30 protein-coding genes are annotated in these 26071 nt (G+C 64.5%); 20 read left to right on the top strand and 10 right to left on the bottom strand.

Translation table 11 applies throughout. The features are described 5' to 3' along the window. The 6 genes from EAE28_RS17615 to EAE28_RS17590 all read left to right on the top strand — a co-directional run bounded on the left by EAE28_RS17615 (position 1) and on the right by EAE28_RS17590 (position 3639). Positions 1-348 (top strand): Na+/H+ antiporter subunit C, encoded by a 348-nt coding sequence (locus EAE28_RS17615; protein ID WP_127108707.1) that lies wholly within the window; start codon positions 1-3, stop codon positions 346-348. Between the two features lie 9 nt (positions 349-357). Continuing rightward, positions 358-1986: a monovalent cation/H+ antiporter subunit D gene (locus tag EAE28_RS17610; protein ID WP_127108705.1), complete on the top strand. Its 1629-nt coding sequence runs from the start codon at positions 358-360 to the stop codon at positions 1984-1986. Position 1987: 1 nt separating this feature from the next. After that, positions 1988-2479, top strand: coding sequence for a Na+/H+ antiporter subunit E (locus tag EAE28_RS17605; RefSeq protein ID WP_127108703.1), 492 nt, complete (start codon positions 1988-1990; stop codon positions 2477-2479). After that, positions 2476-2745 carry a K+/H+ antiporter subunit F gene (locus tag EAE28_RS17600; protein ID WP_127108701.1) on the top strand — a complete coding sequence of 90 codons (270 nt, stop codon included), beginning with the start codon at positions 2476-2478 and terminating at the stop codon, positions 2743-2745. The genes EAE28_RS17605 and EAE28_RS17600 overlap by 4 nt, the downstream gene beginning before the upstream one ends. Before the next feature lie 12 nt (positions 2746-2757). Further along, entirely contained in the window at positions 2758-3186 is a 429-nt protein-coding gene (locus tag EAE28_RS17595) for a Na+/H+ antiporter subunit G (protein WP_127108699.1), read from the top strand. A gap of 96 nt (positions 3187-3282) precedes the next feature. After that, the gene (locus EAE28_RS17590; RefSeq protein WP_127108697.1) at positions 3283-3639 is read left to right on the top strand and encodes a hypothetical protein; all 357 of its coding nucleotides are present in this window, start codon (positions 3283-3285) and stop codon (positions 3637-3639) included. 73 nt (positions 3640-3712) lie between these two features. Here EAE28_RS17590 and mscL read toward each other — a convergent pair whose 3' ends face one another. After that, positions 3713-4165, bottom strand: coding sequence for a large conductance mechanosensitive channel protein MscL (mscL, locus tag EAE28_RS17585; RefSeq protein WP_127108695.1), 453 nt, complete (start codon positions 4163-4165; stop codon positions 3713-3715). 155 nt (positions 4166-4320) lie between these two features. On the opposite strand from mscL, the gene EAE28_RS17580 reads away from it, so the two are divergent. The 4 genes from EAE28_RS17580 to EAE28_RS17565 all read left to right on the top strand — a co-directional run bounded on the left by EAE28_RS17580 (position 4321) and on the right by EAE28_RS17565 (position 8099). Then, positions 4321-5022 (top strand): glutathione S-transferase N-terminal domain-containing protein, encoded by a 702-nt coding sequence (locus tag EAE28_RS17580; RefSeq protein WP_127108693.1) that lies wholly within the window; start codon positions 4321-4323, stop codon positions 5020-5022. 181 nt (positions 5023-5203) lie between these two features. Further along, positions 5204-5857 carry a protein-L-isoaspartate O-methyltransferase family protein gene (locus tag EAE28_RS17575; RefSeq protein WP_127108691.1) on the top strand — a complete coding sequence of 218 codons (654 nt, stop codon included), beginning with the start codon at positions 5204-5206 and terminating at the stop codon, positions 5855-5857. Between the two features lie 79 nt (positions 5858-5936). Continuing rightward, on the top strand, positions 5937-7319 hold the full coding sequence (locus EAE28_RS17570; protein WP_127108689.1) for a TolC family outer membrane protein: 1383 nt from the start codon (positions 5937-5939) through the stop codon (positions 7317-7319). A gap of 87 nt (positions 7320-7406) precedes the next feature. After that, positions 7407-8099, top strand: a complete 693-nt coding sequence (locus EAE28_RS17565) for a hypothetical protein (RefSeq protein ID WP_127108687.1) — start codon at positions 7407-7409, stop codon at positions 8097-8099. Positions 8100-8199: 100 nt separating this feature from the next. Here the strand turns inward: EAE28_RS17565 and tkt are convergent, their stop codons facing one another. Further along, complete coding sequence (gene tkt / locus EAE28_RS17560) at positions 8200-10212, bottom strand: transketolase (RefSeq protein WP_127108830.1); 2013 nt, start codon at positions 10210-10212, stop codon at positions 8200-8202. Between the two features lie 198 nt (positions 10213-10410). Between tkt and EAE28_RS17555 the strand changes: the two genes are divergently transcribed. Together EAE28_RS17555 and EAE28_RS17550 are read left to right on the top strand one after the other, a co-directional pair. Continuing rightward, a complete protein-coding gene (locus EAE28_RS17555; protein WP_127108685.1) occupies positions 10411-10938 on the top strand; it encodes a hypothetical protein in 528 nt (175 codons plus the stop codon). A 13-nt stretch (positions 10939-10951) separates the two neighbouring features. After that, positions 10952-11329 carry a cell division protein ZapA gene (locus tag EAE28_RS17550; protein ID WP_127108683.1) on the top strand — a complete coding sequence of 126 codons (378 nt, stop codon included), beginning with the start codon at positions 10952-10954 and terminating at the stop codon, positions 11327-11329. 6 nt (positions 11330-11335) lie between these two features. Here the strand turns inward: EAE28_RS17550 and EAE28_RS17545 are convergent, their stop codons facing one another. The 7 genes from EAE28_RS17545 to purL all read right to left on the bottom strand — a co-directional run bounded on the left by EAE28_RS17545 (position 11336) and on the right by purL (position 16074). Next, on the bottom strand, positions 11336-12040 hold the full coding sequence (locus tag EAE28_RS17545) for a hypothetical protein (RefSeq protein ID WP_127108681.1): 705 nt from the start codon (positions 12038-12040) through the stop codon (positions 11336-11338). 42 nt (positions 12041-12082) lie between these two features. Beyond that, positions 12083-12250, bottom strand: a complete 168-nt coding sequence (locus tag EAE28_RS23835) for a hypothetical protein (protein WP_164736691.1) — start codon at positions 12248-12250, stop codon at positions 12083-12085. Positions 12251-12377: 127 nt separating this feature from the next. Then, positions 12378-12737 (bottom strand): Grx4 family monothiol glutaredoxin, encoded by a 360-nt coding sequence (gene grxD, locus EAE28_RS17540; protein WP_127108679.1) that lies wholly within the window; start codon positions 12735-12737, stop codon positions 12378-12380. Positions 12738-12789: 52 nt separating this feature from the next. After that, positions 12790-13086, bottom strand: coding sequence for a hypothetical protein (locus EAE28_RS17535; protein ID WP_127108677.1), 297 nt, complete (start codon positions 13084-13086; stop codon positions 12790-12792). 14 nt (positions 13087-13100) lie between these two features. After that, on the bottom strand, positions 13101-13343 hold the full coding sequence (locus EAE28_RS17530; protein ID WP_127108675.1) for a BolA/IbaG family iron-sulfur metabolism protein: 243 nt from the start codon (positions 13341-13343) through the stop codon (positions 13101-13103). 68 nt (positions 13344-13411) lie between these two features. Further along, complete coding sequence (locus tag EAE28_RS17525; protein ID WP_127108673.1) at positions 13412-13861, bottom strand: hypothetical protein; 450 nt, start codon at positions 13859-13861, stop codon at positions 13412-13414. 53 nt (positions 13862-13914) lie between these two features. Next, positions 13915-16074, bottom strand: a complete 2160-nt coding sequence (purL, locus tag EAE28_RS17520; protein WP_127108671.1) for a phosphoribosylformylglycinamidine synthase subunit PurL — start codon at positions 16072-16074, stop codon at positions 13915-13917. Between the two features lie 202 nt (positions 16075-16276). Between purL and EAE28_RS17515 the strand changes: the two genes are divergently transcribed. Both EAE28_RS17515 and EAE28_RS17510 read left to right on the top strand, forming a co-directional pair. Then, on the top strand, positions 16277-16615 hold the full coding sequence (locus EAE28_RS17515; protein ID WP_127108669.1) for a YciI family protein: 339 nt from the start codon (positions 16277-16279) through the stop codon (positions 16613-16615). Continuing rightward, entirely contained in the window at positions 16612-17877 is a 1266-nt protein-coding gene (locus EAE28_RS17510) for an RNA polymerase sigma factor (protein ID WP_127108667.1), read from the top strand. Before EAE28_RS17515 ends, EAE28_RS17510 begins: the two co-directional genes overlap by 4 nt. Before the next feature lie 133 nt (positions 17878-18010). Here EAE28_RS17510 and EAE28_RS17505 read toward each other — a convergent pair whose 3' ends face one another. Next, on the bottom strand, positions 18011-18916 hold the full coding sequence (locus tag EAE28_RS17505; protein ID WP_127108665.1) for a LysR family transcriptional regulator: 906 nt from the start codon (positions 18914-18916) through the stop codon (positions 18011-18013). A gap of 169 nt (positions 18917-19085) precedes the next feature. Between EAE28_RS17505 and EAE28_RS17500 the strand changes: the two genes are divergently transcribed. The 6 genes from EAE28_RS17500 (at position 19086) to EAE28_RS17475 (ending at position 26066) form a co-directional block, all read left to right on the top strand. Next, complete coding sequence (locus EAE28_RS17500) at positions 19086-22502, top strand: indolepyruvate ferredoxin oxidoreductase family protein (protein WP_127108663.1); 3417 nt, start codon at positions 19086-19088, stop codon at positions 22500-22502. 63 nt (positions 22503-22565) lie between these two features. Continuing rightward, complete coding sequence (locus EAE28_RS17495) at positions 22566-23492, top strand: lysophospholipid acyltransferase family protein (protein WP_127108661.1); 927 nt, start codon at positions 22566-22568, stop codon at positions 23490-23492. A gap of 9 nt (positions 23493-23501) precedes the next feature. After that, the gene (locus EAE28_RS17490; protein ID WP_127108659.1) at positions 23502-24314 is read left to right on the top strand and encodes a glutamate racemase; all 813 of its coding nucleotides are present in this window, start codon (positions 23502-23504) and stop codon (positions 24312-24314) included. 79 nt (positions 24315-24393) lie between these two features. Continuing rightward, positions 24394-24894: a cytochrome c maturation protein CcmE gene (gene ccmE, locus EAE28_RS17485; RefSeq protein ID WP_127108828.1), complete on the top strand. Its 501-nt coding sequence runs from the start codon at positions 24394-24396 to the stop codon at positions 24892-24894. Between the two features lie 54 nt (positions 24895-24948). Then, positions 24949-25560, top strand: a complete 612-nt coding sequence (locus tag EAE28_RS17480; RefSeq protein WP_127108657.1) for a holin-associated N-acetylmuramidase — start codon at positions 24949-24951, stop codon at positions 25558-25560. Positions 25561-25562: 2 nt separating this feature from the next. Further along, positions 25563-26066, top strand: coding sequence for a holin family protein (locus EAE28_RS17475; RefSeq protein WP_127108826.1), 504 nt, complete (start codon positions 25563-25565; stop codon positions 26064-26066). Positions 26067-26071 lie beyond the last annotated feature (5 nt).

The raw sequence follows: 26071 nt of genomic DNA, 5'->3' as shown, positions 1-26071 counted from the left end.
ATGGAAGCACTGGTTGCAATTGCTATCGGCTCGATGACGGCGGCAGGCATCTATCTGATGCTCCGGCTGCGGACCTTTCCGGTCGTGCTCGGGCTGTCGATGCTCACCTATGCGGTGAACGTCTTCATCTTCACCTCGGGCCGGCTGGTGGCCGGAGCCCCGGCGATCCTGGGTGCGGCCGAGGTGATGACCGACCCGCTGCCGCAGGCGCTGGTGCTGACGGCCATCGTGATCTCGTTCGGGATGACCGCTTTGGTGGTGATCCTGGCGCTGGGGTCGTATCTGAACGCCGGGACCGATGCGATCGACATCGAAAAACCCGGCGAACAGCCAGAGACCGGGAACTAAGGGGCCGACATGCAACATTGGATTATCGCCCCCATTCTACTGCCCACCTTCATCGGTGCCCTGATCATTCTCACGATGCGCCACGATGTCGTGCTGCAACGCGTGGCGGGGCTAACCTCGTCTGTGCTGATGGTCGCCGCGACGCTGGCGCTGCTGGTCGCGGCGCAAAGCGGAGCTGTGGAAAGCTACGAACTGGGCTCATGGCCCGCGCCCTTTGGTATCGTGCTGGTGCTGGACCGGTTGAGCGCGCTGATGGTCACGCTGACCGCCGTGCTGGGGCTGGTGGTACTGGCCTATGCGACGGCCACCGGCTGGGATCAGCGCGGCAAGAACTTCCACGCGCTGTTTCAATTCCAGCTGATGGGCCTGTTCGGCGCGATGCTGACCGGCGACATCTTCAACCTCTTCGTGTTCTTCGAGATCCTGCTGATCGCCTCGTACGGTCTGATGACCCATGGCGGCGGGCGGATGCGGCTGCGCGGCGGGGTGCAGTATGTGATGTATAACCTCGCCGGATCGACGCTGTTCCTGTTCGCACTGGGGACGCTCTATGCGGTCTTTGGCTCGCTCAACATGGCCGATCTGGCCGAGCGCGCCACGCAGTTGCCCGCCGGCGATGCGGCACTGGTGCGGGTGACGGCGGCGCTGCTGTTGCTGGTCTTCGTGCTCAAGGGCGCACTGCTGCCGATGCATTTCTGGCTGCCCAACACCTATGCGCTGGCGCCCGCGCCGGTGGCGGCGCTGTTCGCCGTGATGACCAAGGTCGGCGCTTATTCGGTGATCCGTGTGTTCACGCTGATCTTCCCGACCACGCTTGTCTCGATGGGCGGGCTGGTCAGCGACGTGATCGCGCCTGCGGCGATGGTCACGCTGGCGATTGGCATGATCGGCGTGCTGGGCGGCGGGACATTGGCGCGGGTGGCGTCGTTCTCGGCGATCGGCTCGATGGGCACGCTGTTTCTGGCAGTGGGCGCGTTTACCGAGGCCTCAACGGGGGCCGCGCTTTACTATCTCATTCACTCGACCCTCGCCGGGGCTGCGCTGTTTCTGGTCGTCGATCAGGTCCGCGCCCGGCGCGGGAATTCAGCGCTGCGTCTGCAGGCCCCGATTGTCGGGGGCGGGCTGATCTCGGCCATGTTCTTCATGGCCGCGATTGCCTCGGCAGGCATGCCGCCGCTGTCGGGTTTTCTGGGCAAACTGATGGTGCTGCAAGCCATCCGGGATCAGGACTGGTGGGTCTGGGGCTGGGCGTTCGTGCTGGTTACCTCGCTGATCGCCGTGGTGGGTTTTTCGCGCGCGGGTTCGCAGCTGTTCTGGAAGCCCTACGACAATGTGGCCCCGGCATCCGACGGGTTCGAAGTTGCGCCGGGCAGCACCTCAGGCTGGGGCCTTGCCGCACTGGGCGCTTTGCTGGCGCTGGTTGTCGCCCTGACTGTCGCGGCGGGGCCGGTGTCGCGCTATACGACGGCGACGGCGGCGCAGCTTTATAACGCGTCCGAGTACATCTACGCCGTGCTGGGCACCCCCGAGGAGCGCCTCGTGCGCGCCGAGCAGGAAGAAGAGCTGGCCGACGCGCTGCACGGTGCCGACCACGGTGCTCCGGCGCAAAGCCACGCCCCGCAAGAAGAGGGACACTGACATGCTGTCGCGTTTGCTGCCCCATCCGGTCCTGTCGGTGGTTCTGGCGATTTGCTGGCTCTTGCTGGTCAATACCGTCGCCATCAACTCGATCGTTTTCGCCGTGCTGCTGGGGCTTTTCGTGCCGATGCTGATCCGGCCCTACTGGCCTGATATGCCGCGGCTCAGCCGGCCATTGGTTGTCATCGAATACGGCCTGATCGTGCTCTATGACATCATAAAGGCCAATACCGAGGTCGCGCTGATCGTGCTGTTCAAGCCCAGCAAGTCACTGCAACCGGCGTGGATCTGTGTGCCGCTCGACATCACCTCGCCCGAAGCGATCACCGTGCTTGGCATGACCATCACGCTGACGCCGGGCACGGTATCGTGCGATCTGGCCGCGGATGGCCACGCCATTCTGGTGCATTGCCTGCATGCGCCCGATCCGGCGGCTGTGCGTGACGACATCAAGGCCCGCTATGAACGCCGTCTGAAGGAGATCTTCGAATGATCGGTTATGCCCTGACCATCGCCATCGGTGCCTTCTCACTGGGGTTGCTGCTGAACCTGTGGCGCGTGGCCACCGGTCCCAACATCAGCGACCGCATCCTGGCGCTGGACACCATGGTGATCAACGCCATCGCCCTGTTGATCCTGTTGGGAATCGCCTTGGGATCGTCGATCTTCTTTGAGGTGTCGATGCTCTTTGCCCTGGTCGGCTTTATCTCGACCGTCAGCTACTGCCGCTTTCTTCTGCGCGGCGATATCATCGAGTAAGGGAGCAAGCGCATGCAATATGACCTTCCCCTGTGGGCCGATATCGCGGTCTCGGCTTTCCTGCTGATCGCGGCATTCTTTGGCCTTGTCGGCTCGTATGGCCTGATCCGGCTGCCCGACGCCATGACCCGGCTGCACGCGCCGACCAAGGCCACGACGCTGGGTGTCGGCGGCGTGTTGATCGGCTCGATGATCTTTGTTCTGGCCACCGAAGGGCGGTTTTCGGCGCATGAACTGCTGATCTCGCTGTTCTTGTTCCTGACCTCGCCGATCACCGCGCTGTTCATCGCCAAGGTGCATATCCACCTGCACGAGCGGCCCGATACCCTGCCCGAGCCGCGCGATGGGGCGGGTTGGGCCAGTTACACGGCGGATGGCCCGGCGCGCGGTGTGCGCGATCTTTCACCGTTGCCGGAAACCGAACCAGACCAGAACACCTGACCCGGCAAACCCCGGCGTTTGCGTATCCCTCAGATTGCGCTATGAAAACGTCGGGTGTGCGCCGTTCCGGCGCGTGGGACGTGGGGACTGTTCCGGGTGTTAACCACGGACGCAATCGACGCCTTGACCGAAACCGTGGTGACGCGGCTTCTGGTCGAGCAGGCAGCGGCGCGCGTCGTTGTCGTGGATCTGGCGCACCAGCTGGTCGCCGGATCGCCGACGATTCCGGCGCTGGCCTTGGCCTTGCCCTTTACCCTTGCGGCGAATGCGATCGAAGAGATGCTCGGCGCGGGCGCCCCGGCCCGTGCCGCCGCGCAGGACGCGTGGCGCGTCGCCGCGCTGATCGGAACCGATGCGCTGGCCTTACGGATGGCCGGTGAGGGGCGCGACACCTTGGCCGACCTGATTGCGCTGTGGGGCAACGGCGATGAGGTGTTCGGTCCGTCCGCGTGACCGCAGGCCGTGTCACTGAAAAAGGGCGGGCCTCGAAAGACCCACCCCATCATGTGTAGCGCCGGCGTGTTGGTCAGGTCCGGGCGGCCAGCAGATCGCGGATCTCGGTCAGTAGCGCCTCGGGCGAGGGCGGCGGGGGCGCGGCGGGTTCGGCGGCGGCGGGTGCTGCTTCAGCCTCTTTGCGCAGGGCCGAGTCCTTGACCTTGTTGACGCCCTTGACCAGCATGAACACCACCCAGGCGATGATCAGGAAATTGATGATCGCCATGATGAATGACCCGTAGGCAAAGACCGACGCGCCGGATTCGCGTGCGGCGGTCAGGCTGGCGTCGGCTGGAACCTCGCCCGACAGAACGAAATAATTGTTGGTGAAATCGACGCCACCGGTGAAAAGTCCGATGATCGGGTTGATCAGATCGGCCACCAGTGAACTGACGATCGCGGTAAACGCGGCGCCGACGATTATACCGACTGCCATGTCCATGACATTACCGCGGGCGATAAAATCGCGAAATTCTTTAAGCATACCTTCTTGTCCCTTTGTTCACCTTTGCCCTGCATCTTGAAGCGGGTCGCTGCGGCGTTTACCTCGATTAGACCTATGAGTCATGCCTGCAAATGCCGGCTTATCAAGTTGTATTTTGACCAGCCCGTTGTCTGACCTTTTCACCCGGAGCACTCATGCCGACACTCGCCGACCACCCCGTCACCCGCCGCTGGCCCGCCCAACATCCCGATCGCCTGCAGCTTTATTCGCTGCCGACGCCGAATGGCGTCAAGATCGGCGTCGCGCTGGAAGAACTGGAGCTGCCCTATGAAGGCCATCGCATCAGTTTCGCCGACAACGACCAGATGACGCCCGAGTTTCTGGCGCTGAACCCCAACAACAAGATCCCCGCGATCCTTGACCCGAACGGGCCGGACGGTCAGCCGCTCGCGCTGTTCGAGAGCGGGGCGATCCTGATGTATCTGGCCGAGAAAACCGGCAAACTGCTGCCGCAAGACCCCGCGCTGCGCTGGCAGGCGGTGCAATGGCTGATGTGGCAGATGGGCGGGGCCGGTCCGATGTTCGGCCAGCTGGGCTTTTTCCACAAATTTGCCGGCAAGGATATCGAGGACAAGCGCCCGTTCGAACGTTATCGCGCCGAAAGTGAACGGCTGCTCAAGGTGCTGGACCAGCAGCTTGACGGGCGCGACTGGATTGTCGGGGAATACTCGATCGCCGATATCGCCGTCGCTCCGTGGGTCAACGCGGTAATCGGTTTCTATGATGCGAAATCACTCGTGGGATGGGATGCCTTGCGCAACGTTCCGGGCTGGCTGGAGCGTTTTCTGGCGCGCCCGGCTGTCCAGCGCGGTCTGACGGTTCCGCCTGAATCCTGAGCAGACACGCGGGCAGGGCGCAATGTTCAGTCGAAACTGAACATTGCGCTTGAACCCCCTCGGCCTGCGTGTCATCAAGCCACATAATGGCCCCCCAGTTCGCCTGTGACAGGGGGCAGCATTGCCAAGCTCCCGGCCCCTGTGGCAAGAGGGGCGCAGAGATCCAGACGGAGCCTGATCCATGCCCGATTTTGCCACCCGCAGGACGATGATGGTCGACACTCAGGTGCGCCCGTCGGACGTCACCAAGCTGACCATCATTCAGGCCATGCTGGCCATTCCGCGCGAGCGCTTCGTGCCCGGAACGCTGAGCGAAGCCGCCTATGTCGGCGAGAATATCCAGCTGGGCGCGGGCCGCGTTTTGCTCGACCCGCGCACGTTGGCGAAAATGCTCGACACGCTGGATATCAAGCAAGACGAACTGGTGCTCGATGTGGCCGCGGGGACGGGCTATTCGTCGGCGGTCATCGCGCATCTGGCGCAGGCGGTTGTCGCGCTTGAAGCCGATTCGTCGCTGGCCGATGACGCCGAAGCATCGCTGCAATCCATCGGTGCCACGAATGTGGTTGTCGAGCGCGGCGTGGCGACGGCGGGTGCGGCGGCTCACGGGCCTTATGACGCGATTGTCGTGCAGGGTGGGGTCGAAGTGTTCCCTGCCGCCCTGGTCGATCAACTGAAAGACGGCGGCCGGGTTGCAGCCATTTTCATGGAAGCAGCCTTGGGCACGGTGCGTGTCGGGGTCAAGCATGGCGGAGTGATCCGCTGGCGCGACTCGTTCAACGCAACGGCGCCGATCCTGGAAGGCTTTGCCGCGACGCGCGCTTTCGCGCTCTGAGGCGGTGTGCCGCCCCTGCGGGCGGCGCGCAGGGCCCACGCCCGGCGGGCGCGTGCCGAAACCAGATTTGGAGGGCGCGATGAGCGTACTGACACGGATTCGCTCGGCGGTGGCCGGGATTGCGCTGGTGGCCGGTCTGGCGACGCCGCTGATGGTAAACGCCGACACGCTCGCCGATGCCATGGTCGGGGCGTATCGCTCATCGAACCTGTTGGAACAGAACCGTGCCCTTCTGCGGGCCGCGGATGAAGACGTGCAGCAAGCCATCGCCGCGCTCTATCCGGTGGTCAATTTCGCGGTAACGGCAACCGCCGGTACGACTGGCCTGACCGATTCCAGCATCAACGCGGGTCTGACCGCATCGATGACGCTGATCGACTTTGGCCGCAACCGCCGCAGTCTGGACATGACGCGCGAGAGCGTTCTGGCGACGCGCGCCGCGCTGGTCGGCATCGAGCAGAACGTTATTCTGGGGGCGGTGCAGGCCTATCTGGGCCTGTATAACCAGCTTCAAACGGTGCAATTGCAGCGCAACAACGTCTCGGTCATCAACGAACAGCTGCGCGCAGCGCGCGAACGGTTTGAGCTGGGCGATTCCACGCGTACCGATGTGGCGCTGGCCGAAGCCCGCCTCGCCGCCTCGCGCTCGGCGCTGGCTGCGGCCGAGGGTGACGTTGCCATCGCGCGTGAACAGTACAATTTCGCCGTCGGGGCCTACCCCGCGTCGATCTCGGCCCCGCCGCGGCTGCCTCAGTTGCCGTCGTCGCTGGAGGCGGCGCAGGATCTGGCACGCCGCAATCACCCGGCGATCACCCAGGCGCAGCATCTTGTTGCGTCGTCGGAAATCGGCATGGAAGTCGCCCGTCTTCAGCGGCTGGGTGAGGTGTCGGGCTCACTGTCCGCCGGACTGACGGGAACGCAGGGGCCGTCGAGCAACTCTAATTCGGTGAGTGCATCGCTCAGCTACCAGGTGCCGCTGTTCACGGCCGGGCGTCTGAGTTCTGTTGAGCGTCAGGCGCTTGCCGGGACCGAAGCGCAGCGCGCCTCATTGCATCAGACGGTTGCAACCGTGCAGCAATCGGTCGCGTCGAACTGGGCGCGGCTCAGCGTCGCGCGGGCCACTTTGCTGGCCGGCGATCAGCAGATCCGCGCCGCGCAATCCGCCTATGACGCCGTAAGCGCCGAGGCGGAACTGGGGTCGCGCACCACGCTGGACGTGCTGGACGCCGAGCAGGAGCTGCTCGACGCCCGTTCGTCGCGCATTCTGGCGGCGGCCAATGTGCAACTGGCGGCCTATGCCTTGCTCAACTCGATGGGCCAGCTGACCGTCACCGCGCTGAACCTTGGCATCCCGACCTATGACGTCAGCGCCTATTCCAGCACCATGCGGCAAGGCCCGGCGCGGGTCACGCCCTCGACCCAAGGTCAGGCGCTGGATCGCATCATGGATCGCTACCGCTGAGCGCCTGTTGGCGGGCGATGTGATGCAAGGTTGTTAACGTCGCCATCCTTGGGTATCCTTGATCCCAAAATGAGCAGGGGTGCAGGCATGTCGGACGCAATGACCAATCGCGAGATTGAAGACGTTCTGACGTCGATCCGCCGTCTGGTCGCGCAAGAAGGTGCGCCACGCGGCGACACCGGGCGTCTTGTGCTGACAGAGGCCCAGCGGATCACGGCACCGCCGCTGGTCCTGACGCTGGGCGCGAAAGCCGACGATCAGGACGAGGATGAGCCGACGTCGGATCATGACCTGCCGGTCCCAGATTTCGGCAAGCTTGAAGCCACCATCGCCGAACTTGAAGCGGCTGTATCGGCCACCGGTGGGAGCTGGGAGAGCGACTCGGTCGACGAGACTCCGAAAGCGTCGAATGTCACCGAACTGTACGGCCGGTTGAGCTTTGTGCACCGCGCCGATGAGGTCGCGCGGGCCGATGACTCCGTTTCTGCTGTCGGTTCCGTTGCGAATGCACCGGCAAAACCGGCCGAGCCTGCAGTCGAGACCGAAGCCGAGGCCGATCCGGTGGCGACAGAGGCGGTGAGCATCCAGCCAGATCTTTCCGACAGGGAAGAAGCAGGTCTTGAAGAGGGTATCCTTGACGAGGACGCTCTGCGGGCGATGATTGCGCAGATCGTGCGCGAGGAACTGCATGGGCAACTGGGCGAACGGATCACCGCGCAGGTGCGCAAGCTGGTACGCGCCGAGATTGCCAAGGCCCTGGACGAGCGCAGTTTTCTGTAAGCCTCGGCGGCTGTCAGCTTCTTTGAGTCTTTGCGACACGGTGAATGACAAACGCCGCCCCGGGTTGGGGCGGCGTTGTGCATTTGCAGGGGCGTGGGGGTCAGAGCAGGGCTTTGACCTTGGCCACGATCGCCTCGGCGGTGATGCCGAATTCCTGATAGAGCCGCTCGGCCGGGGCCGAGGCACCAAAGCCGGTCATGCCGACGAAATCGGATTTCTTGGCGCGCTCGCCCAGCAGCCAGCGATCCCAGCCACCGGCGCGCACGCCTGCCTCGACGCCGATGCGCACGGGGCCAGCGGGCAGGACACGCTTGCGGTAGGACTCGTCGGCCTGCGCGAACAGCTCCATGCAGGGCAGCGAGACGACGCGGGTGCCGATGCCTTCGGCCTGCAGCATCTCGCGGGCTTTGAGCGCAATCTCGACCTCGGAGCCGGTGGCGATCAGGATCGCCTGACGCTTGCCTTCCGAGTCAGCGAGCACATAGCCACCTTGGGCGACAAGGTTCTTGGCAGTGTGCGTGGTGCGCGCAGGTGCCAGGTTCTGACGGCTGAGCGAGATCACCGAAGGCGTGGTCTTCTGCTGCAGCGCGACTTCCCAGGCTTCGGCGGTTTCCACCAGATCGGCGGGGCGGAACACCAGCGTGTTGGGCGTGGCACGGCTGATCGCCAGATGCTCGACCGGCTGGTGGGTCGGGCCGTCTTCACCCAGACCGATGGAGTCATGGGTCATGACATAGGTCACCGGAATGCCCATCAGCGCGCTCAGACGCATGGCCGGGCGGGCGTAGTCGGTGAAGGCCATGAAGGTGCCCGAGTAGGGGCGCACGCCGCCGTGTAGCGCCATGCCGTTCATCGCCGAGGACATGCCGTGCTCGCGGATGCCCCAGTACATGTAGCGGCCCTTGCGGCTGTCGATGTCGAAAGCGCCCAGATCGGCGGTCTTGGTGTTGTTCGAGCCGGTCAGATCCGCCGAGCCGCCGAAGGTGTCGGTGACGATCGGGTTGATCGCCTTGAGCGCCACTTCAGAGGCCGAGCGCGAGGCCATTTTCTTGGGCTCGTCGACGGCGGTTTTCTTGACCTTGCGGATCGCGGCGGCCAGACGGGCAGGGATCTCACGGGCGAAGATCCGCTCGAACTCGGCGCGTTTGGCCGGGGTGAGGGCGGCAATCTGTGCCTCCCATTCGGTGCGGGCTGCGCGGCCCTTGGCACCGATGGCTTCCCATTCGGTCTTGATCTCGGCGGGGATGACGAAGGCGCCATGCTCCCAGCCATAGGCGGCGCGGGTGTCGGCGATCAGCTTGGCGTCGGTCAGCGCGCCATGGCCCTTGGAGGTGTCCTGCGCGGACGAGCCGATGGCGATATGCGTCTTGCAGGCGACCATCGCCGGGCGGGGCGAGGCTTTGGCGGCGGTGATTGCGCGGTCGATATCCGCCGGATCATGGCCGTCGCATTCGAACACATCCCAGCCCGAGGCAGCAAAGCGCGCCTTCTGGTCGGTTACGTCCGACAGCGAGACCTTGCCGTCGATGGTGATGCCGTTGTCATCCCACAGCACGATCAGGCGGGACAACTTCTGGCGACCGGCGATGCCGATGGCTTCCTGGCTGACACCTTCCATCAGGCAGCCGTCCCCGGCGATGACATAGGTGTAATGGCTCTGGATCTTGGCCCCCCAGCGGGCGCGCAGATGCTCTTCGGCCATGGCGAAGCCGACCGAGTTGGCGATGCCCTGACCGAGCGGGCCGGTGGTGGTCTCGACGCCCTTCACATGACCGTATTCCGGGTGACCGGCGGTGATTGCGCCCCACTGGCGGAAGTTCTTGATCTGCTCAAGCGTCATGTCGGCATAGCCGGTCAGATGCAGCAGCGCGTAGATCAGCATCGAGCCATGGCCCGCCGACAGGATGAACCGATCGCGGTCTGCCCATTCGGGGGCCGAAGCGTCGAACTTGAGGTGGTTCTGGAACAACACCGTCGCGACATCAGCCATGCCCATTGGCATGCCGGAATGGCCCGAATTGGCGGCGGCGACGGCATCCATCGCCAAAACGCGGATGGCGGTGGCGAGACGCCAGTGGTCGGGGTTCTGGGCGCGGAGCGTGGCGATATCCAAGACAGCGTTCCTCATAAAAAGGGGGTGTTATCGGGCGTCATAGCAGGGTTCGGATCGAGTTCAAGCGTACTGGCGCGGCATCGGCGGCGGATCGGTTGGAAAGGGCGGATTTTCAACGTATTCTTACAAACAAAATGACCCTCCGGGTATGCGCGCATGATTCGCGTCGCGAGGACGGGCACAGTCGAGGAGTGTAAGATGAGCGATCTGGCCCCGGTGGAACGCAGGCTGTCGGCCGCGCTCGAGCGGATCTCGCAGCAGTTGGAGAGGGCACCGGCGAAATCAGCCAAGCCTTCGGTCTTTGGCTTGGGTGCGCGGGCGGAAGCCGCCCCTGACCCCGAGCAGGCGGCGACCATCGCCAGCCTGCGCGAGGCGCTTGAAAAAGAGCGCGCCGCCAACGCCCAGCTGAGCGAGCGGGTGCATCAGGTCAAGCAGCGTCAGGAAACCACGATTGCGCAGCTTGAGCGCCGTCTGGCGCGGCTGACCGAGCAGCTCGATCTGCAAAGCCTTGAGATGCTGCGGCTGAAACGGGCCAATTCGAAGCTGATCGACTCAAACGCCAGCCTGCGCGATGCGCAGATCGAGGCGTTCCCGGATGCGACGCTGATCAACCGGTCGATCTCGGCCGAGCTGGAAGCGCTGCAGGCCGAGCGCCGGGCCGAGATGGCCGAGATGGAAGAAATCCTTGCCGAGTTGAAGCCGCTGATCGCGGCTGACGCGCGCTGAACAGGAGGCATGTATGCCCACGGAAACAGTCTCGATCGGTGGCAAGAACTTCGAGGTCGCCTGCTCGCCGGGTGAAGAACATTACCTGCGCTCGGCAGCGGCGATGCTGGATGCCGAAGCCACCACGCTGATTGGCCAGATCGGCCGTTTGCCCGAGTCCAAGATGCTGCTGATGTCCGGCCTGATGCTTGCCGACAAGACCGCAGGGGCCGAAGACCGGGTCAAGCAGCTGGAAGCCGAACTGGGCGCGGCGCGGGCCGAGGTCGAGCGCCTGCGCGCGCTGCCGCAACAAACCGCAGCCCCGGCGATCCCGGCCGGCACGGTTGAGCGGATGTCGGATCTGGCGGCGCGTGCCGAGTATCTGGCCGAGCAGTTCGAAACCCGGGGCTGAGCCGCGTCAGCGGCGCAGCCCGGCCTGCAGGGTCTGGGCGATGTCGAGGAAGCGCTCGATCTCGGCCACCTCTCGGAAGTCGCGCCCGGCGCGGATCTGCAGACCGCTTTCGGTGATCAGCACCATGGACTTGCGCTCGGCGTTGCGGGCGGTGGGGATTTCTGACAGGGCATGCTCGATCAACCGGGCGTCGAACAACGGGTTCGGGTTGACGGTTGCCATGATCGTCAGGGCGATACCCTCGGGTGCGGGATGGTCGTGCATCTCGCCCAGATAGGCGCCGATGTCATCGCCCAGCAGTTTGCCCAACAGCATCTTGGACAGTGAATTGTCAAAGATCCCCATAACCTTGCTCGCTGCGGTCGCGACACCTGCCGCCATCTCGGGCGCATAAAGCGCGATGCCGCCGGGCAGGCGCGGGTCGGCCAGCTGGATCTTGGTGTTACCCGGCGTTGTCCGGCTCTTGCCGTTCGAGGATTTGCTATAGGCGCGGGTGACGGTCAGCGTCAGGCCACGCGCGCGATCGGTGAACTGGATGATGGTCGGGCCGCCGCGTGCCTTGCTCAGCGCATAGGCGAGGCCGCGTCTGTCGGCAAAGGCCTGATACTCGGCCCGGCGACGCTTTTCGATCTGCTGGCTGCGCCAGATCAGGACGCCGACGCCGATCATGACCGCAGCGATGAACAACAAGACGGGGAGGGCGTCGGTCATGAAACCACCTTGCGCAAATGAAGATCCACGGCGTCAAGCCGGTCAGGCCAAGCCGCGGCCAGTATAGCCTGCCAGACCGCGCCCTTCGGCAAAAGCCTCTAACGCGGCAAGGCGGCGCGCGCTGATTGCGCGGCTTCGCAGCACGGCGGCCCGCAGGGTGGCGGTGGCGATCACGAGCGCGAGGAGCTGGACGGCGAAGAGCAGGGACATGGCGGTTACCTGTGGCGTTGATAGCCATAGGTCGGGTGAGCCGTCAAAAGGTTCACAAAAATCCGTCGGCGCATGAAAAAAGGCCGGTGCGCATGGCACCGGCCTTTGTGACGAAGCGACCCTGCGATCAGGCGTTGGCTTCGCGGATTTTCTCGGCGGCGTCCTTGTCATAGGCGACGCCTTTGGCTTCGAACAACTGGTCCAGCTCGCCCGAAAGGGTCATCTCGGTGATGATGTCGCAGCCACCCACAAACTCGCCCTTGACGTAGAGCTGCGGAATGGTCGGCCAGTCCGAGAAGTCCTTGATCCCTTGACGGATTTCGGCATCGGCCAGCACGTTCACGTCGGCATACTCGATGCCCATGAAGTTCAGCACGCCGGCCACGCGGCTGGAAAAGCCGCATTGCGGCATGGTCTTGGTGCCTTTCATGAAAAGCACCACGTCATTGGCTTCGACGGTCTGGCGGATCGTGTCCTGAGCGCTCATCGCTGGTCCCTTTGTCATCGCCGCCCGGTCGGGCTGGCTGGTATTTGCTACGTCAGATAATCCCGAAATCGCGCACGAGAAGGCCCAGGCACGACAGAATTCCAAGTCCCAGCGCCAGAACCGTCACAATCTTGAGCGCACCGCGCCCTTCAACCAGTGACGAGAACCGCAGCGCCATCATCACCAGCGCGCCCAGAATGACGGCGTGAAAGATGAAGGCCATGGCGGTGATCGCGGTTCCGGCGTCAGGCTCGGGCCCGCGCCGGTACGAGATGACGCCAAGCACGACCGCTGCCGCCGCGATGATCATCGCGCTGGCCCAGTTTGACAGTTCGATTCTGGGGCGCACAGCGGTGGTCCGGTTCAGTCGGGGGCTTTGGTGGTCAGGGCAAGCGCGTGCAGGTCGCCCTGCGCGCCGTCCATCTTGCCTTTGAGGGCGGCATAGACGTCGCGCTGTTGCTGCACTCGGTTCTTGCCTGCAAAGCTGGCGTCGATCACTTCGGCCGCATAATGATTACCATCGCCAGCAAGGTCGGTAATGGTGATCTTTGCTGCGGGGAAGGACTCGCGCAGCAGGGTTTCGAGTTCGGTCGCCGAGATGGCCATGTTTGGGGGTCTCCTTGATCCTGAGCTTGATGTAAATCGCAGGGCCGCGCGGTGCAAGGGGCGGCGGCTCAGACGTAGGGCCTGAGTGCCGCCATGAACGCTGAAAAGCGGCGCGGCAGGCCTTGTGCGTCAAAGCTTTGCAAGGTTGCGAGCGTCCAGCCGGTTGCGGGGTGATAGGCGTCGATGAGGGCGGCGCGTTCTTGCGCCAATTCCTCGGGCAGCGTCAACTTTTGCGTGGCCAGCAATAGCTCCAGCCCTGCGTGAATGCGGCGCAGGACGGCGAAGCCGTCGGCCATCGGGCGGCGCAGCGTCGCGTCCTGCCGCCAGTCCTGACCCGGAAACACCTCGGCCATCAGGCGCTGCCCGGCACCGAGGCAATCATAGCCCCGGCAGCCGGAAAAGCCTGACGCGTCAAGCCGGTCGTGGATCTGGCAGCGATGCCTGTCAAGGTGCACGCAGGGGTGCAGCGCAGGTTTGTCGAGCGCAAACTCGTCGCCCTTGTCGAAGGGCAGAGCCATGCAGCACAGCGCCGTGCAGGCGCTGCACCGGGCTTTGAGCTCGGGCAGCGGCCTCAGGCGATCGCCTCTTCGAAGGCCGAGCGATAGCGCGCAGACAGCTCGGCCAGCGGGGCCGAGGATGCGCCCATCGACACCGTGTCACCACCGAATTTGCCGACCGTGTTCATCGGCACACCGGCAGCGGAGGCGGCAACCATCAGCGCCTCGGCCTGATCGAAGCGGCAGGCGACCAGATAGCGCGCCTGATCCTCGCCAAACAGGAACGCGCTGTCGCTTTCATCCAGAGAGACGCCCATGCCCGCAGCTTCGGCCATCTCGAAGGCGGCAAGCGCCAGACCGCCATCGGCCAGATCGGTCGCGGCTTTGATCAGCGCGCGGTTGGCGCGCAGGAACTCGCCGTTGCGGCGCTCGGCCACCAGATCCACGTGCGGCGCGTCGCCGTCTTCGCGGTGGAAGACTTCGGCCAGCAGGGCGGATTGGCCCAGATGGCCAGCGGTCGCGCCGATGACGATGGCGAAATCGCCAGCCGAAGGTTGGCCCGCGATCAGCTCATCAAGCGAGTTGAGCAGGCCGACCGCACCAATCGTTGGCGTTGGCAGGATGCCGGTGCCGTCGGTCTCGTTGTAGAGTGAGACGTTGCCCGACACGATGGGCATGTCCAGCGCCGCGACGGCCTCGCCGATCCCCTGGATCGCACCGACCATCTGACCCATGATCTCGGGCTTTTCGGGGTTGCCGAAGTTCAGGTTGTCGGTGGTGGCAAGGGGCAGGGCCCCGCAGGCGGTCAGGTTGCGATACGCCTCGGCGACGGCTTGCTTGCCGCCCTCAACCGGGTTCGCCTTGACGTAGCGCGGGGTCACATCGCTGGTGAAGGCGATGGCTTTGGGCGTGCCGTGGACGCGGATCACGCCCGCGCCCAGACCCGGGACGCGGACCGTATCGCCCATGACCATGTGGTCGTATTGCTCCCATACCCATGATTTATGGGCATAGTTCGGGCTGCCGATCAGCGCCTTGAGCGCGTCGATTGGATCAACCTGCGGCACCGGCTCCATGTCCGCTGCGGCGGGGGTCGCAACCCACGGACGGTCGTATTCCGGCGCTTCCGAGGACAGCTTGGACAGCGGCAGGTCAGCCTTGATGTCATTGCCGTGCAGGATCAGGAAGCGATCCTCGGGGATGGTTTCACCGACGATGGCGAAATCGAGATCCCATTTCTCGAACACGGCGCGGGCGACGGCCTCTTTCTCGGGGTGCAGGACCATGAGCATGCGCTCCTGGCTTTCCGACAGCATCATCTCATAGGCGGTCATGTTTGTTTCGCGCTGCGGCACATCATCGAGCTGCAGCTTGATGCCCAGTCCGCCCTTGTCGCCCATCTCGACCGCCGAGCAGGTCAGACCCGCCGCGCCCATGTCCTGAATGGAGATCACCGCACCGGTCTGCATCAGCTCAAGCGTCGCTTCCATCAGGCGCTTTTCGGTGAACGGGTCACCGACCTGCACCGTGGGGCGCTTGTCCTCGATCGTGTCATCGAACTCGGCCGAGGCCATGGTCGCGCCGCCAACCCCGTCGCGTCCGGTCTTGGCACCAAGGTAGACCACGGGCATGCCGACGCCCGAGGCCGCCGAGTAGAAAATCTTGTCGGTGTCCGCCAGACCCGCCGCGAAGGCGTTGACCAGACAGTTGCCGTTATAGCTGGCGTGGAAGCGCACTTCGCCGCCGACGTTGGGCACGCCAAAGCAGTTGCCATAGCTGCCGATACCCTCGACCACACCCTTGACGATATGGGCTGTCTTGGGATGCGAGGGCAGCCCGAAGCTCAGCGCGTTCATCGCCGCCACCGGGCGCGCGCCCATGGTGAAGACGTCGCGCAAAATGCCGCCGACGCCCGTCGCCGCCCCTTGGTGGGGCTCGATATAGGACGGGTGGTTGTGGCTCTCCATCTTGAAGATCAGCGCCTGACCGTCGCCGATATCGACCACACCGGCGTTCTCACCGGGGCCGCAGATGACTTGCGGGCCGGTGGTCGGCAGGGTGCGTAGCCACTTCTTCGACGATTTGTACGAGCAATGCTCGTTCCACATCGCGCTGAAGATCCCCAGCTCGGTGAAGCTGGGCACGCGGCCAATGATCTCGAGGATGCGCTCGTACTCGTCTGGTTTCAGACCGTGCGCAGCGATCAGTTCAGCGGTGATTTCAGGTTCGAGCATTCCGTCCCCCGGGCTTGGCGGTTGCGGCGTCTTTTAGAAGCATGGGGGGATGAGGGAAAGGCCACACGGGCCGCCTGCGAAAAATTTTCGCGCAGCTGTCGAAAACCTGCCCGCTCAAGCGTCCTTGGGGTGTCGGCAGCAGGCAGACGGCTTGCCCGGTTGATCTGTTGCAGCGACACTGACCCCAACGCAGGAGACCACGATGAAATACATCGCCCTCATCTATTATGATCCCGCTCAGGAGCCGCAATCGGGCGCGTCGATGAACGAGGCCTATTTTGACCTGAACCGCCGCGCCGTCGAGGCCGGTGTGCTGGTCGCCGGGGACGCGCTGCACCCGCCCGCGACGGCCACCACGCTGCGCGTGCGCGGCGGACGGACCGAGACAATGGACGGCCCCTTTGCCGACACCAAAGAGCAACTTGGCGGTTACTATATCTTCGATTGCCCGGATCTGGACTCCGCGCTGGCCTGGGCGGCGCAGATCCCCTCGGCGCAGGTGGGTGCCATCGAAGTGCGGCCGCTGATCGTTTTTGAATGAGCAAAGAGGCGCTGGCACGGGTGCTGGCGGAAGATCGGGGGCGGCTGTTGGCCGCCCTCATCGCCGGGTTCCGCGACTTTGATCTAGCAGAAGACGCCTTGTCCGACGCGACGGAAGCGGCGCTTCTGCATTGGGGCCGGTCTGGCGTGCCCGATCAGCCCCGCGCCTGGCTGCTCACCGTGGCGCGGCGCAAGGCGCTGGACCGTTTGCGCCGCGCGCAGCGCGCCGGGGCGGCATCGCCGACAGTGGCGCTGCTCGCCGAAGAGTTCAGCAGCGCCGAGACGCCCGAGATACCCGACGAACGCCTGCGCCTTATCTTCACCTGCTGCCACCCGGCACTGGACCCCAAGAGCCGTGTCGCGCTGACCCTGCGCACGCTGGGCGGGTTGACGACGGTCGAGATCGCCCGTGCGTTTCTGGACAGTGAGACGGCGATGGGTCAGCGTCTTAGCCGCACCAAGGCCAAGATCGCGCGGGCCGGGATTCCCTTCGTGGTGCCGGGGCCCGCGGATTGGGCGGCGCGGCTTGAGTCCGTGTTGACGGTTATCTATCTGATTTTCAATGAAGGCTACGCGGTCACTGCTGGTCGTGGGCCGGACCGTGTGGACCTGTGCGCCGAGGCGATCTTTCTGGCCAGGATGCTGAATGAGCAGCGCCCCAGCGAGCCCGAGGTACAAGGGCTTCTGGCACTGCTGCTGCTGACCGATGCGCGCCGCGCTGCGCGGCTTGATGCGGGCACGCTGGTGCCGCTGGACGCGCAGGATCGTAGCTTGTGGGACCGAGGGCTGATAGACGAAGGTGAGGCGCTGATCGAACAGGCGCTGACCCGGCGCGCGCCGGGGCCGTTCCAGATCAAGGCTGCCATCGCCGCGCTGCATATGGGCGACCCGGTCGATCGGGCGCAGGTGCTCTTGCTCTATGACTCTCTCTTGCGGTTCGAGCCGACGCCCGTGGTGCGCCTGAATCGCGCCGTGGCGCTGGCCGAGGTCGGCGCACCCGAGGCGGCGCTTGCTCAAGTCGAGGCTCTGGCGGTTGATCTTGCCACGTATCAGCCGTTTCACGCCGCGCATGCTGCACTGCTATCGCGCACCGGTCGTCTGAAAAAAGCGGCGCAAGCCTATGCGCGGGCGATCGATTTGTCGGGAAATGAGGCGGAAACTGCCTTTTTGCGTGCACGGTTAGCGGATCTGGCAGGCAATTTGACAAAAAAAGAGGCCGAGCAAAGCTCGGCCCAAGTCCAACAGGGAGGTGAAGATACATGAAGAAACATGTATCTTCCCGTCCCAAATAGTCGAATCGTTGCACGCGTTCAATATATTCTTCGCTGCGCATGCGACATAACCGTGATGCGTTGCGCGCATGCCTCACCCTACGTCAACACAACCGCCGCGCGTTCTACTCGCTGTTTATGTTCGAACGGTTGCGTCGATAGGCGATCACACCCTCAAGCACGAAGTCCCGAAAGGCCGACACGCGCTTGGAGTGCCGCAGCTCTTCGGGATAGGCGAGGAACACCGGAACCTCAGCACTTTCCACATCCGGCAGGACGCGGACCAGTTGCGGGAAGTCTTCGGTCAGGTAGTCGGGCAGCACGCCGATGCCCAGATGATTGATCACCGCCTGCAGAACGCCAAAGTAGTTATTGACGGTAAAGGTTGTCCTGATTGCATGGGTCATCAGCTCGCGCACCAGTGCCGCGCCTGCGGCGACCTGATTGGCGTTCGCGTGCTGGCAGACCAGCCGGTGATCGGACATCTCGGGCAGGCTTTGGGGCGTGCCGTTCTGGCGCAGGTATTCGGTCGATGCGTACAGCCGCATGCGCACCGACATCAGCCGCTTGCGGATCAGGTCGGCCTGGCTGGGCTCTTTCATGCGGATCGCCACGTCGGCTTCGCGCATGGGCAGGTCGAGCACGCGCTCTTCCAGCATCAAGTCGATCTTCATCTCAGGGTACTTGGCGTAAAGCGTCGGCAGGCGAGGGGCCAGCCAGAGCGTGCCAAAGGCCGTGGTGGTCGTCACCCGCAGTTCGCCATACGCCTCTTCCTCACTGTCGCGGATGCGCGCGGCGGCGGTATCAAGGCGTTTGGTCATCGCGCGGGTGGCGTCAAACAACAGCTCGCCCTGTTCGGTCAGAATCAACCCCCGCGCGTGGCGGTGGAATAGGGTCGAGCCGAGACCTTCTTCAAGGCCGCGGATCTGTCGGCTGACAGCCGACTGGCTCAGGCCCAGCGTATCGCCGGCATGGGTCAGGCTGCCGGCATCGGCCACCGCGTGGAAGATTCTGAGCTTGTCCCAGTCCATTGTGGTTATATCTGGTGTCTTGGGGAAGGTTGAGGGCGCTTTTCGTATGTAGGGCAGAACCCTGACGCGGAAAAGGAAAGAATTGTTGAACGCCACTTTTAAGGTCAGTCTTTTTGACCTATAATCGGCGCAACGCCAGCGAAACGGCAAGCACTTGGGAGGGTGCCCGATGGGTAAGCAGACAGTATCTCTGAACGATAGGTTTGACCTCGAAAAGTCGCCGGTTCTGTTGAACGGCACCCAGGCGCTGGTGCGCCTCATGTTGCAGCAGGCCGCCCGCGACAAGGCCGCTGGAATGAACACCGCAGGCTATGTGACAGGCTATCGCGGCTCGCCGCTGGGCGCGGTCGATCTGCAGATGGCCAAGGCGAAACCCTTTCTCGATGCCGCGCAGGTAACGTTTCAGGAAGGCCTGAACGAAGACCTCGCCGCGACCGCCATCTGGGGAACCCAGCAGGCCGAGCTGCGCGGTGAGGGCAAGTACGACGGCGTCTTCTGCCTGTGGTACGGCAAGGGCCCTGGCGTGGATCGCTCGGGCGACGTGATGAAGCACGGCAACATGGCCGGGAGCAGCGCCAAGGGCGGCGTGATCATGGCGATGGGCGATGACCACACCGGCGAATCCTCGACCGTACTGCACCAGTCGGATTGGGCGATGGTCGATGCCTATATGCCGATCGTGTCCCCGGCGGGTGTGCAGGAGATCCTTGACTACGGCCACTATGCCTATGAACTCAGCCGGTTTTCCGGGCTTTGGGTGGGTCTTAAGACAATGAAGGACACGGTCGAGGCCACGGCTGTGGTCGACGCCAACCCGCATCGCCTCAGCTTTGTGCGTCCCGACTTCAAGATGCCCGACGGCGGGCTGAACATCCGCCTGCAGGACACGCCGGTCGCCCAAGAAGCGCGGATGATCGACTACAAGCGCTTTGCCGCCGAGGCGTTCTCGCGCGCCAACAAGATGGACAAGCGGGTCTGGGGGCGGCACGGGGCCAAGATCGGTCTGGTCGCCTCGGGCAAGAACTGGCTGGATCTGGTGCACGCGCTGGGGCTGCTGGGGCTGGACGCCGAGGAATGCGAGCGGCTGGGCATCACCACCTACAAGGTCGGGCAACCGTGGCCGCTGGACATGGAGACCTTCCACGAATGGGCGGACGGGCTCGATCTGATCATCGTGGTTGAGGAAAAGCGCAAGCTGATCGAGGTGCAGGTCAAGGAGACGCTGTTTGACGACCGCAACGGTCGGCGCGTTTATGGCTGGCACAAGGGCGATACCTGGGAGCATGGCCGTCAGGTCGAGCTGTTCCCGACGCGCTATGCGCTCGATCCGGTGATGATTGCGGAAAAACTGGGTGAGATCCTGATCGAAGAGGGTCGCGATACCGACGCGATCAAGACCGGACTGACCCGTCTGGGCGAGGCGCGTCGCGCCGACAACGCCCGAGATATCGCGGCGCGGGTGCCGTATTTCTGCTCGGGCTGCCCGCATAACTCGTCGACCAAAGTGCCTGACGGCAGCCGGGCCTATGCCGGGATCGGCTGTCACTACATGGTGCAGTGGATGGACCGCTCGACGCTGGGCTTTACCCATATGGGCGGTGAAGGGGCGAACTGGATCGGTGAGAGCCAGTTCTCGACCCGCAAACATGTGTTCCAGAATTTGGGCGACGGTACCTATAACCACTCGGGCCTGCAAGCGATCCGGGCGGCCATCGCGGCAAAGACGACGATCACCTACAAGATCCTGTTCAACGACGCCGTGGCCATGACCGGCGGGCAGAAGAATGAGGGCGGGCTGACCGCCGACCATATCGCGCATGAGATCCACGCGATGGGGGTCAAGCCTATCGTTCTGGTCTACGACGCCAAGGAAGACATTGATTTCGCCAAGTTTCCGGCGGGGATCGAAAAATTCGAGCGCGCCGAGTTGCCGACGGTGCAAAAGCGCATGGCGGAAACGCCGGGTGTCTCGGCGATCATCTACGTGCAGACCTGCGCCGCCGAGAAACGCCGCCGCCGCAAGCGCGGCGAGTTCCCCGATATCGACAAGCGCGTGTTCATCAACACCGATGTCTGCGAGGGCTGCGGCGATTGCGGCGTGCAGTCGAACTGCGTGTCCATCGTTCCGGTCGAGACCGAGCTGGGCCGCAAGCGCGGCATCGACCAGTCGTCGTGCAACAAGGACTTCAGCTGCGTCAAAGGCTTCTGTCCGTCCTTTGTCACGCTGCAAGGCGCGACGGTCAAGAAATCGCCCACCCGCGCGCTGGATCTGCCAGACCTGCCGCTGGCCGAGCTGCCCGTGATCAAGGGCACGCATAACGTGATCATCACCGGCGTCGGTGGCACGGGCGTGGTGACTGTCGGGGCCGTTCTGGCGCAGGCGGCGCAGATCGACGGCATGGGTGCCGGCATGATGGAGATGGCGGGGCTGGCCCAGAAGGGCGGCGCGGTCCACATCCACCTGCGCCTTGCCAACAAGCCCGAGGATATCAGCGCCGTGCGCGTCGCGGTGGGTGAAGCCCATGCGGTGATTGGCGGCGATCTGGTGGTGACGGCGGGGGCCAAGACGATTGGTCTGATGACGACGGGCCAGACCGGTGCCGTGGTCAACAGCCATGACATCGTCACCGGCGACTTCACCCGCAACACCGAATTCCGTATTCCGGTCAGTGACTTGGAGGTCTCTCTTGAGGCCCGGCTGCGCGACCGGCTGGCGCTGTTTGATGCCTCGGAGCTGGCGCGGGTTGCGCTTGGGGATTCCATCTATTCCAACATGATGGTGCTGGGCGGTGCCTGGCAGAAAGGCCTGATCCCGCTCAGCCTTGAGGCGATCCAGGAGGCGATCCGCCTGAACAAAGCCGCCGTCGACCGCAACCTGCGCGCCTTTGATATTGGCCGTTGGGCGGTGCTGCATCCCGAAGAGGCGGCCAAGGTCATTCAGCCCGAGAGCTTCTCGACGGTGCCGGTTGATCCGATTGCCTACCGTGAGGCGAGGCTGGTCGAGTATCAGGGCAAGCGGCTGGCCAAGCGCTTCCGCAAGCAGGTGGACGCCATCGAGGACCGCGCGCTGCGTGAGGCAGTCGCCAAGGGCTATTTCAAGCTGCTGGCCTACAAGGACGAATACGAGGTCGCGCGCATGCACCTGTCCTCGGCCGCCAAGGCGCGCGAGACGTTTGACGGCGATTTCGCGATGACCTTCCATCTGGCCCCGCCGCTTTTGACCGGCAAGGATGCGCAGGGACGTCCGAAAAAGCGCGAATTCGGGGCGTGGATGCTCAACGGCTTTGCGCTGCTGGCCCGGATGAAAGGCCTGCGCGGCACGCCGTTCGATCCCTTCGGATATTCGACCGAGCGCAAGATGGAACGCAGCCTTATCAAGCAGTTCGAAGGCGATCTTGCCACGGTTCTGCCCAAGCTCACCGCGCAGACCCGCGATGCGGTGATGGAGCTGGCCCTGCTGCCGCTGTCGATCCGGGGCTACGGCCCGGTCAAGGAAGCCGCCGCCAAGGCTGCCGCCAAACGCCGCGAGGAACTGCTGGCAACCATCGCCGCCGGTGGCACCCCGACGCGGATGGCGGCTGAATGATCGTCGCGGATCTGTCACGCTGAGACGCTAGGACGGGGGACAAACCGATACAGGCTTGTCCCCATGTCCCTTGCGATTCTTGATGCTCCCGAACCCCTGCGCCGCCCGTCCCGTGCCCTGCGGGACGGCACCGGCGAGATCACCTACGCCCATTCGGCGCGCACCAAGCCGGGGCGTCTGCTGATCCGCTCGATCGAGAACGCCACCGGGCGGTTGTCGCTGATGCGCCGCGCGGCGGGGTATCAGGACGACATCGCGCAGGGCCGAGATTTCTGGCGGGTGATGATGGAGCGGTTCGGCCTGCGGCTCGATGTCATCAAAGGCTCGCTGGGCGCAATCCCCTCCAAGGGCCCGCTGGTTCTGGTGGCCAACCACCCGTTCGGCATCCTCGACGGGCTGGTCATGGGCCATATCCTGTCCGCCGTCCGGGGCGGCGATTTCCGCATCATCGCGCATCAGGTGTTTCAGCGCGCCGAGGATGTGAACCGTGTGATCCTGCCCATCGACTTCTCGGGCACCCGCGCGGCGCAGGCCGCCAACATCGCCTGCCGCGCCGAGGCGATCCGCTATCTGCAGGGCGGCGGCGCGGTGGGGATCTTTCCGGGCGGCACCGTGGCGACCGGGGCCAAGCCGTTTCAAAGCGCGATGGACCCGGTCTGGCGTGGCTTCACCGCCAAGATGATCGCGAAATCCGGCGCAACCGTGGTGCCGATCTGGTTCGAGGGGGAGAATTCCCGCATGTTCCAGCTGACCAGCCACCTCAGCTATACCCTGCGCATGGGCCTTCTGGTGCGCGAATTTGCCACCCGGACGGACCGCCCGGTGCGGCTGGCCGTGGGGCGGCCGATCCCGTCCGAGGAGCTGGTCACACAGGCGCGAGACTCCAAACAGGTGATGGATTTCCTGCGCCGCAAGACGTATGAATTGTCGCCGAAAGCCTTGGATCCGGCCCGCATGGGCTATGAGTTCGAGGAGCAATATCGGCGATAGAGGCAGTGTATGGCAGTTGGCGTCTTCGATTCGGGTCTCGGTGGTCTGACCGTTCTCGATGCACTGGTGCGCAAACTGCCCGACGTGCCCTTTGTCTATTTCGGTGACAACGCCAACACGCCCTACGGCGTGCGCGATGCCGATGACATCTACAACCTGACCACGCAGGGCGTACAGCGCCTGTTCGATGAGGGCTGCGATCTGGTGATCCTCGCGTGCAACACCGCCTCGGCGGCGGCGCTGCGGCGCATGCAGGACGGCTGGATCCCTGAGGGCAAGCGCGTGCTGGGCGTGTTCGTTCCGCTGATCGAGGCGCTGACCGAGCGCCAGTGGGGCGACAACTCGCCACCGCGCGAAGTCGCCGTACAGCATGTGGCGTTGTTCGCCACGCCCGCCACCGTTGCCAGCCGCGCCTTCCAGCGCGAACTGGCCTTCCGCGCGATCGGTGTGGATGTCGAGGCGCAGCCCTGTGGCGGCGTGGTCGATGCGATCGAGCAGGGCGACATGATCCTTGCCGAAGCGCTGGTTCACAGCCACGTCGAGGCACTGCACCGGCGTATGCCCAAACCCGAAGCCGCCGTGCTGGGCTGCACCCATTACCCGCTGATGGAAGACGCGTTCCGCGCCGCGCTTGGCCCCGAGGTTCAGGTCTACTCGCAACCCGAACTGGTCGCTGCCAGCTTGGCCGACTACCTCTCGCGTCACCCTGAGCTGATCGGCCCGGGCACCGAGAGCAGTTTCCTAACCACCGGCGAACCCGTCGCCGTGGGCCATAAAGCCACGCTGTTCCTGCGCCGGCGCATCCCGTTCCGCGCCGCGTGATGCGGCAATTGCGCCGATTGCCAGACGGGTCCGCACTGCCTATGTCTGGCACGGACCACAGGAGGACCCCATGGCCGGCATGAAGAGCCTGAAAAAGCAACGCCGCGTGCAGATCATCGCCGTCGCGGCGGTGGCACTGGTGCTGTCGACGGGCCTGATCGGCTATGCCATGCGCGACGGGATCAATTATTTCCGCTCGCCCAGTCAGGTCCACGCCGATCCGCCGTCGCCGAATGAAGTGTTCCGGCTGGGCGGCATGGTCGCCGAAGGCTCGCTGCAGCGCGGGCAGGGCGAGCTGATCAGCTTTACCGTGACCGATTTCTGCTCGACCGTGTCCGTGACCTATCGCGGCATCCTGCCCGACCTTTTCGGTGAGAACGAGGGCACCGTTGCGACCGGGCGTCTGGTTGGCGATGTGTTCGAAGCCAGCGAGATCCTCGCCAAGCACGACGAGACCTATATGCCGCGTGAAGTCGCCGCTGCGGTCGGGGCCGAGGGCAGTCCGAACGCGGCAGCGGCGGGTGAGCACCCGGAATGCGAATACCACGGCGACTACGCAACGCGCGCTTCGAATACCTGATCTGAACCCCGTCTGAGCATCCTGCCCCCCGTTTCCCAGTGAACGGAGGGCACTATGCGCGATGTGCGCGAGCTGGCCGAAGAAATCGTCGCCCGCGAGGGTGGCTTTGTGAATGATCCGTCCGATCCGGGCGGCGCTACCAATTTCGGTGTCACCATCCACACAATGCGGCGGCTGGGCATGGATATGACCGGCGACGGGCAGGTGAGCGAGGCCGATGTGCGCGCGCTGACCCGTGAGCAGGCGGTGGACATCTTCCTTGAGCACTATTTCCAGCGCCCCGGCATCGCCGGGTTGCCCGAGGTGCTGCAACCCTCGGTCTTCGATATGTATGTCAACGCCGGGTCCAACGCGGTGCGCATCCTGCAACGGCTGCTGGTGGCGATGGGCTATGACGTCGCGGTCGACGGTACCATCGGGCCGCAGACCCGCCGCGCGGCCGAGGCAGCGGCACAGATCGCCCCGGAGCGGATGGCCGATGCCTATGGCATCGCCCGGCGCGACTATTACTACGCGCTGGCCGACCGCCGCCCGGCCTCGCGCCGCTATGCGCGCAGGCGGGACGGGGGCAAGGGCGGCTGGATCGTGCGGGCCGAGGCGTTCGTGTCACCGCGCTACCGCCTGAGTGAGGCGCAACATTACGCGAGGGTGGCGGCATGGGGGTGATCATGGGACTGGCGCGCGCGCTGTTCTCACGCGGTGGCGCGGCGGAACTGGGGCGCGTCGGGGTCGAGGTGGCCGAGGTCTTTCGCCCCAACGCGACACGGCAACTGGAGCTGGGGCATGACGCCTATTCCGCCGCGCAAGCCTCCTACGCCAGCGAGTTCCACCGCGCACCGGGGGGGTGGTTTGACAGCTTGGTCAACGGCTTGAACCGCTTGCCGCGCCCGATCCTGGCGCTGGCGACGCCAGCGCTGTTCGGCTACGCGATGGTCGATCCGTCCGGGTTCTCGGTGCGGATGCAGGGGCTTCAGGCGGTGCCCGAGCCGCTGTGGTGGCTGCTCGGCGCGGTGGTCGCCTTCTACTTCGGCGCCCGCGAGACGCATTATCTGCGTGCGGGGCGTCCGGTCCCGCCCGAGCCGATCGCACGGCCAGTTCCGGCAGCACCAGACGCCGCTTCGGCTGAGAACCCGGCTCTCACGGATTGGATGGCGGTTCGGGATGGCGATTGAGCGAG

The organism is Pararhodobacter zhoushanensis (assembly GCF_003990445.1).
Classification (GTDB): Bacteria; Pseudomonadota; Alphaproteobacteria; order Rhodobacterales; family Rhodobacteraceae; genus Pararhodobacter; species Pararhodobacter zhoushanensis.
Note: the sequence above shows the minus strand (reverse complement) of the source record. Positions and strands in the feature narration are given on the sequence as shown.

What these genes read in the sequence shown, in the direction of transcription:
- EAE28_RS17615 (WP_127108707.1), top strand. Translation starts at nt 1, where the DNA reads ATGGAAGCACTGGTTGCAATTGCTATCGGCTCGATGACGGCGGCAGGC.
- EAE28_RS17610 (WP_127108705.1), top strand. Translation starts at nt 358, where the DNA reads ATGCAACATTGGATTATCGCCCCCATTCTACTGCCCACCTTCATCGGT.
- EAE28_RS17605 (WP_127108703.1), top strand. Translation starts at nt 1,988, where the DNA reads ATGCTGTCGCGTTTGCTGCCCCATCCGGTCCTGTCGGTGGTTCTGGCG.
- EAE28_RS17600 (WP_127108701.1), top strand. Translation starts at nt 2,476, where the DNA reads ATGATCGGTTATGCCCTGACCATCGCCATCGGTGCCTTCTCACTGGGG.
- EAE28_RS17595 (WP_127108699.1), top strand. Translation starts at nt 2,758, where the DNA reads ATGCAATATGACCTTCCCCTGTGGGCCGATATCGCGGTCTCGGCTTTC.
- mscL (WP_127108695.1), bottom strand. Translation starts at nt 4,165, where the DNA reads ATGCTTAAAGAATTTCGCGATTTTATCGCCCGCGGTAATGTCATGGAC.
- EAE28_RS17580 (WP_127108693.1), top strand. Translation starts at nt 4,321, where the DNA reads ATGCCGACACTCGCCGACCACCCCGTCACCCGCCGCTGGCCCGCCCAA.
- EAE28_RS17575 (WP_127108691.1), top strand. Translation starts at nt 5,204, where the DNA reads ATGCCCGATTTTGCCACCCGCAGGACGATGATGGTCGACACTCAGGTG.
- EAE28_RS17570 (WP_127108689.1), top strand. Translation starts at nt 5,937, where the DNA reads ATGAGCGTACTGACACGGATTCGCTCGGCGGTGGCCGGGATTGCGCTG.
- EAE28_RS17565 (WP_127108687.1), top strand. Translation starts at nt 7,407, where the DNA reads ATGTCGGACGCAATGACCAATCGCGAGATTGAAGACGTTCTGACGTCG.
- EAE28_RS17555 (WP_127108685.1), top strand. Translation starts at nt 10,411, where the DNA reads ATGAGCGATCTGGCCCCGGTGGAACGCAGGCTGTCGGCCGCGCTCGAG.
- EAE28_RS17550 (WP_127108683.1), top strand. Translation starts at nt 10,952, where the DNA reads ATGCCCACGGAAACAGTCTCGATCGGTGGCAAGAACTTCGAGGTCGCC.
- EAE28_RS17545 (WP_127108681.1), bottom strand. Translation starts at nt 12,040, where the DNA reads ATGACCGACGCCCTCCCCGTCTTGTTGTTCATCGCTGCGGTCATGATC.
- EAE28_RS23835 (WP_164736691.1), bottom strand. Translation starts at nt 12,250, where the DNA reads ATGTCCCTGCTCTTCGCCGTCCAGCTCCTCGCGCTCGTGATCGCCACC.
- grxD (WP_127108679.1), bottom strand. Translation starts at nt 12,737, where the DNA reads ATGAGCGCTCAGGACACGATCCGCCAGACCGTCGAAGCCAATGACGTG.
- EAE28_RS17530 (WP_127108675.1), bottom strand. Translation starts at nt 13,343, where the DNA reads ATGGCCATCTCGGCGACCGAACTCGAAACCCTGCTGCGCGAGTCCTTC.
- EAE28_RS17525 (WP_127108673.1), bottom strand. Translation starts at nt 13,861, where the DNA reads ATGGCTCTGCCCTTCGACAAGGGCGACGAGTTTGCGCTCGACAAACCT.
- purL (WP_127108671.1), bottom strand. Translation starts at nt 16,074, where the DNA reads ATGCTCGAACCTGAAATCACCGCTGAACTGATCGCTGCGCACGGTCTG.
- EAE28_RS17515 (WP_127108669.1), top strand. Translation starts at nt 16,277, where the DNA reads ATGAAATACATCGCCCTCATCTATTATGATCCCGCTCAGGAGCCGCAA.
- EAE28_RS17510 (WP_127108667.1), top strand. Translation starts at nt 16,612, where the DNA reads ATGAGCAAAGAGGCGCTGGCACGGGTGCTGGCGGAAGATCGGGGGCGG.
- EAE28_RS17505 (WP_127108665.1), bottom strand. Translation starts at nt 18,916, where the DNA reads ATGGACTGGGACAAGCTCAGAATCTTCCACGCGGTGGCCGATGCCGGC.
- EAE28_RS17500 (WP_127108663.1), top strand. Translation starts at nt 19,086, where the DNA reads ATGGGTAAGCAGACAGTATCTCTGAACGATAGGTTTGACCTCGAAAAG.
- EAE28_RS17495 (WP_127108661.1), top strand. Translation starts at nt 22,566, where the DNA reads ATGTCCCTTGCGATTCTTGATGCTCCCGAACCCCTGCGCCGCCCGTCC.
- EAE28_RS17490 (WP_127108659.1), top strand. Translation starts at nt 23,502, where the DNA reads ATGGCAGTTGGCGTCTTCGATTCGGGTCTCGGTGGTCTGACCGTTCTC.
- ccmE (WP_127108828.1), top strand. Translation starts at nt 24,394, where the DNA reads ATGAAGAGCCTGAAAAAGCAACGCCGCGTGCAGATCATCGCCGTCGCG.
- EAE28_RS17480 (WP_127108657.1), top strand. Translation starts at nt 24,949, where the DNA reads ATGCGCGATGTGCGCGAGCTGGCCGAAGAAATCGTCGCCCGCGAGGGT.
- EAE28_RS17475 (WP_127108826.1), top strand. Translation starts at nt 25,563, where the DNA reads ATGGGACTGGCGCGCGCGCTGTTCTCACGCGGTGGCGCGGCGGAACTG.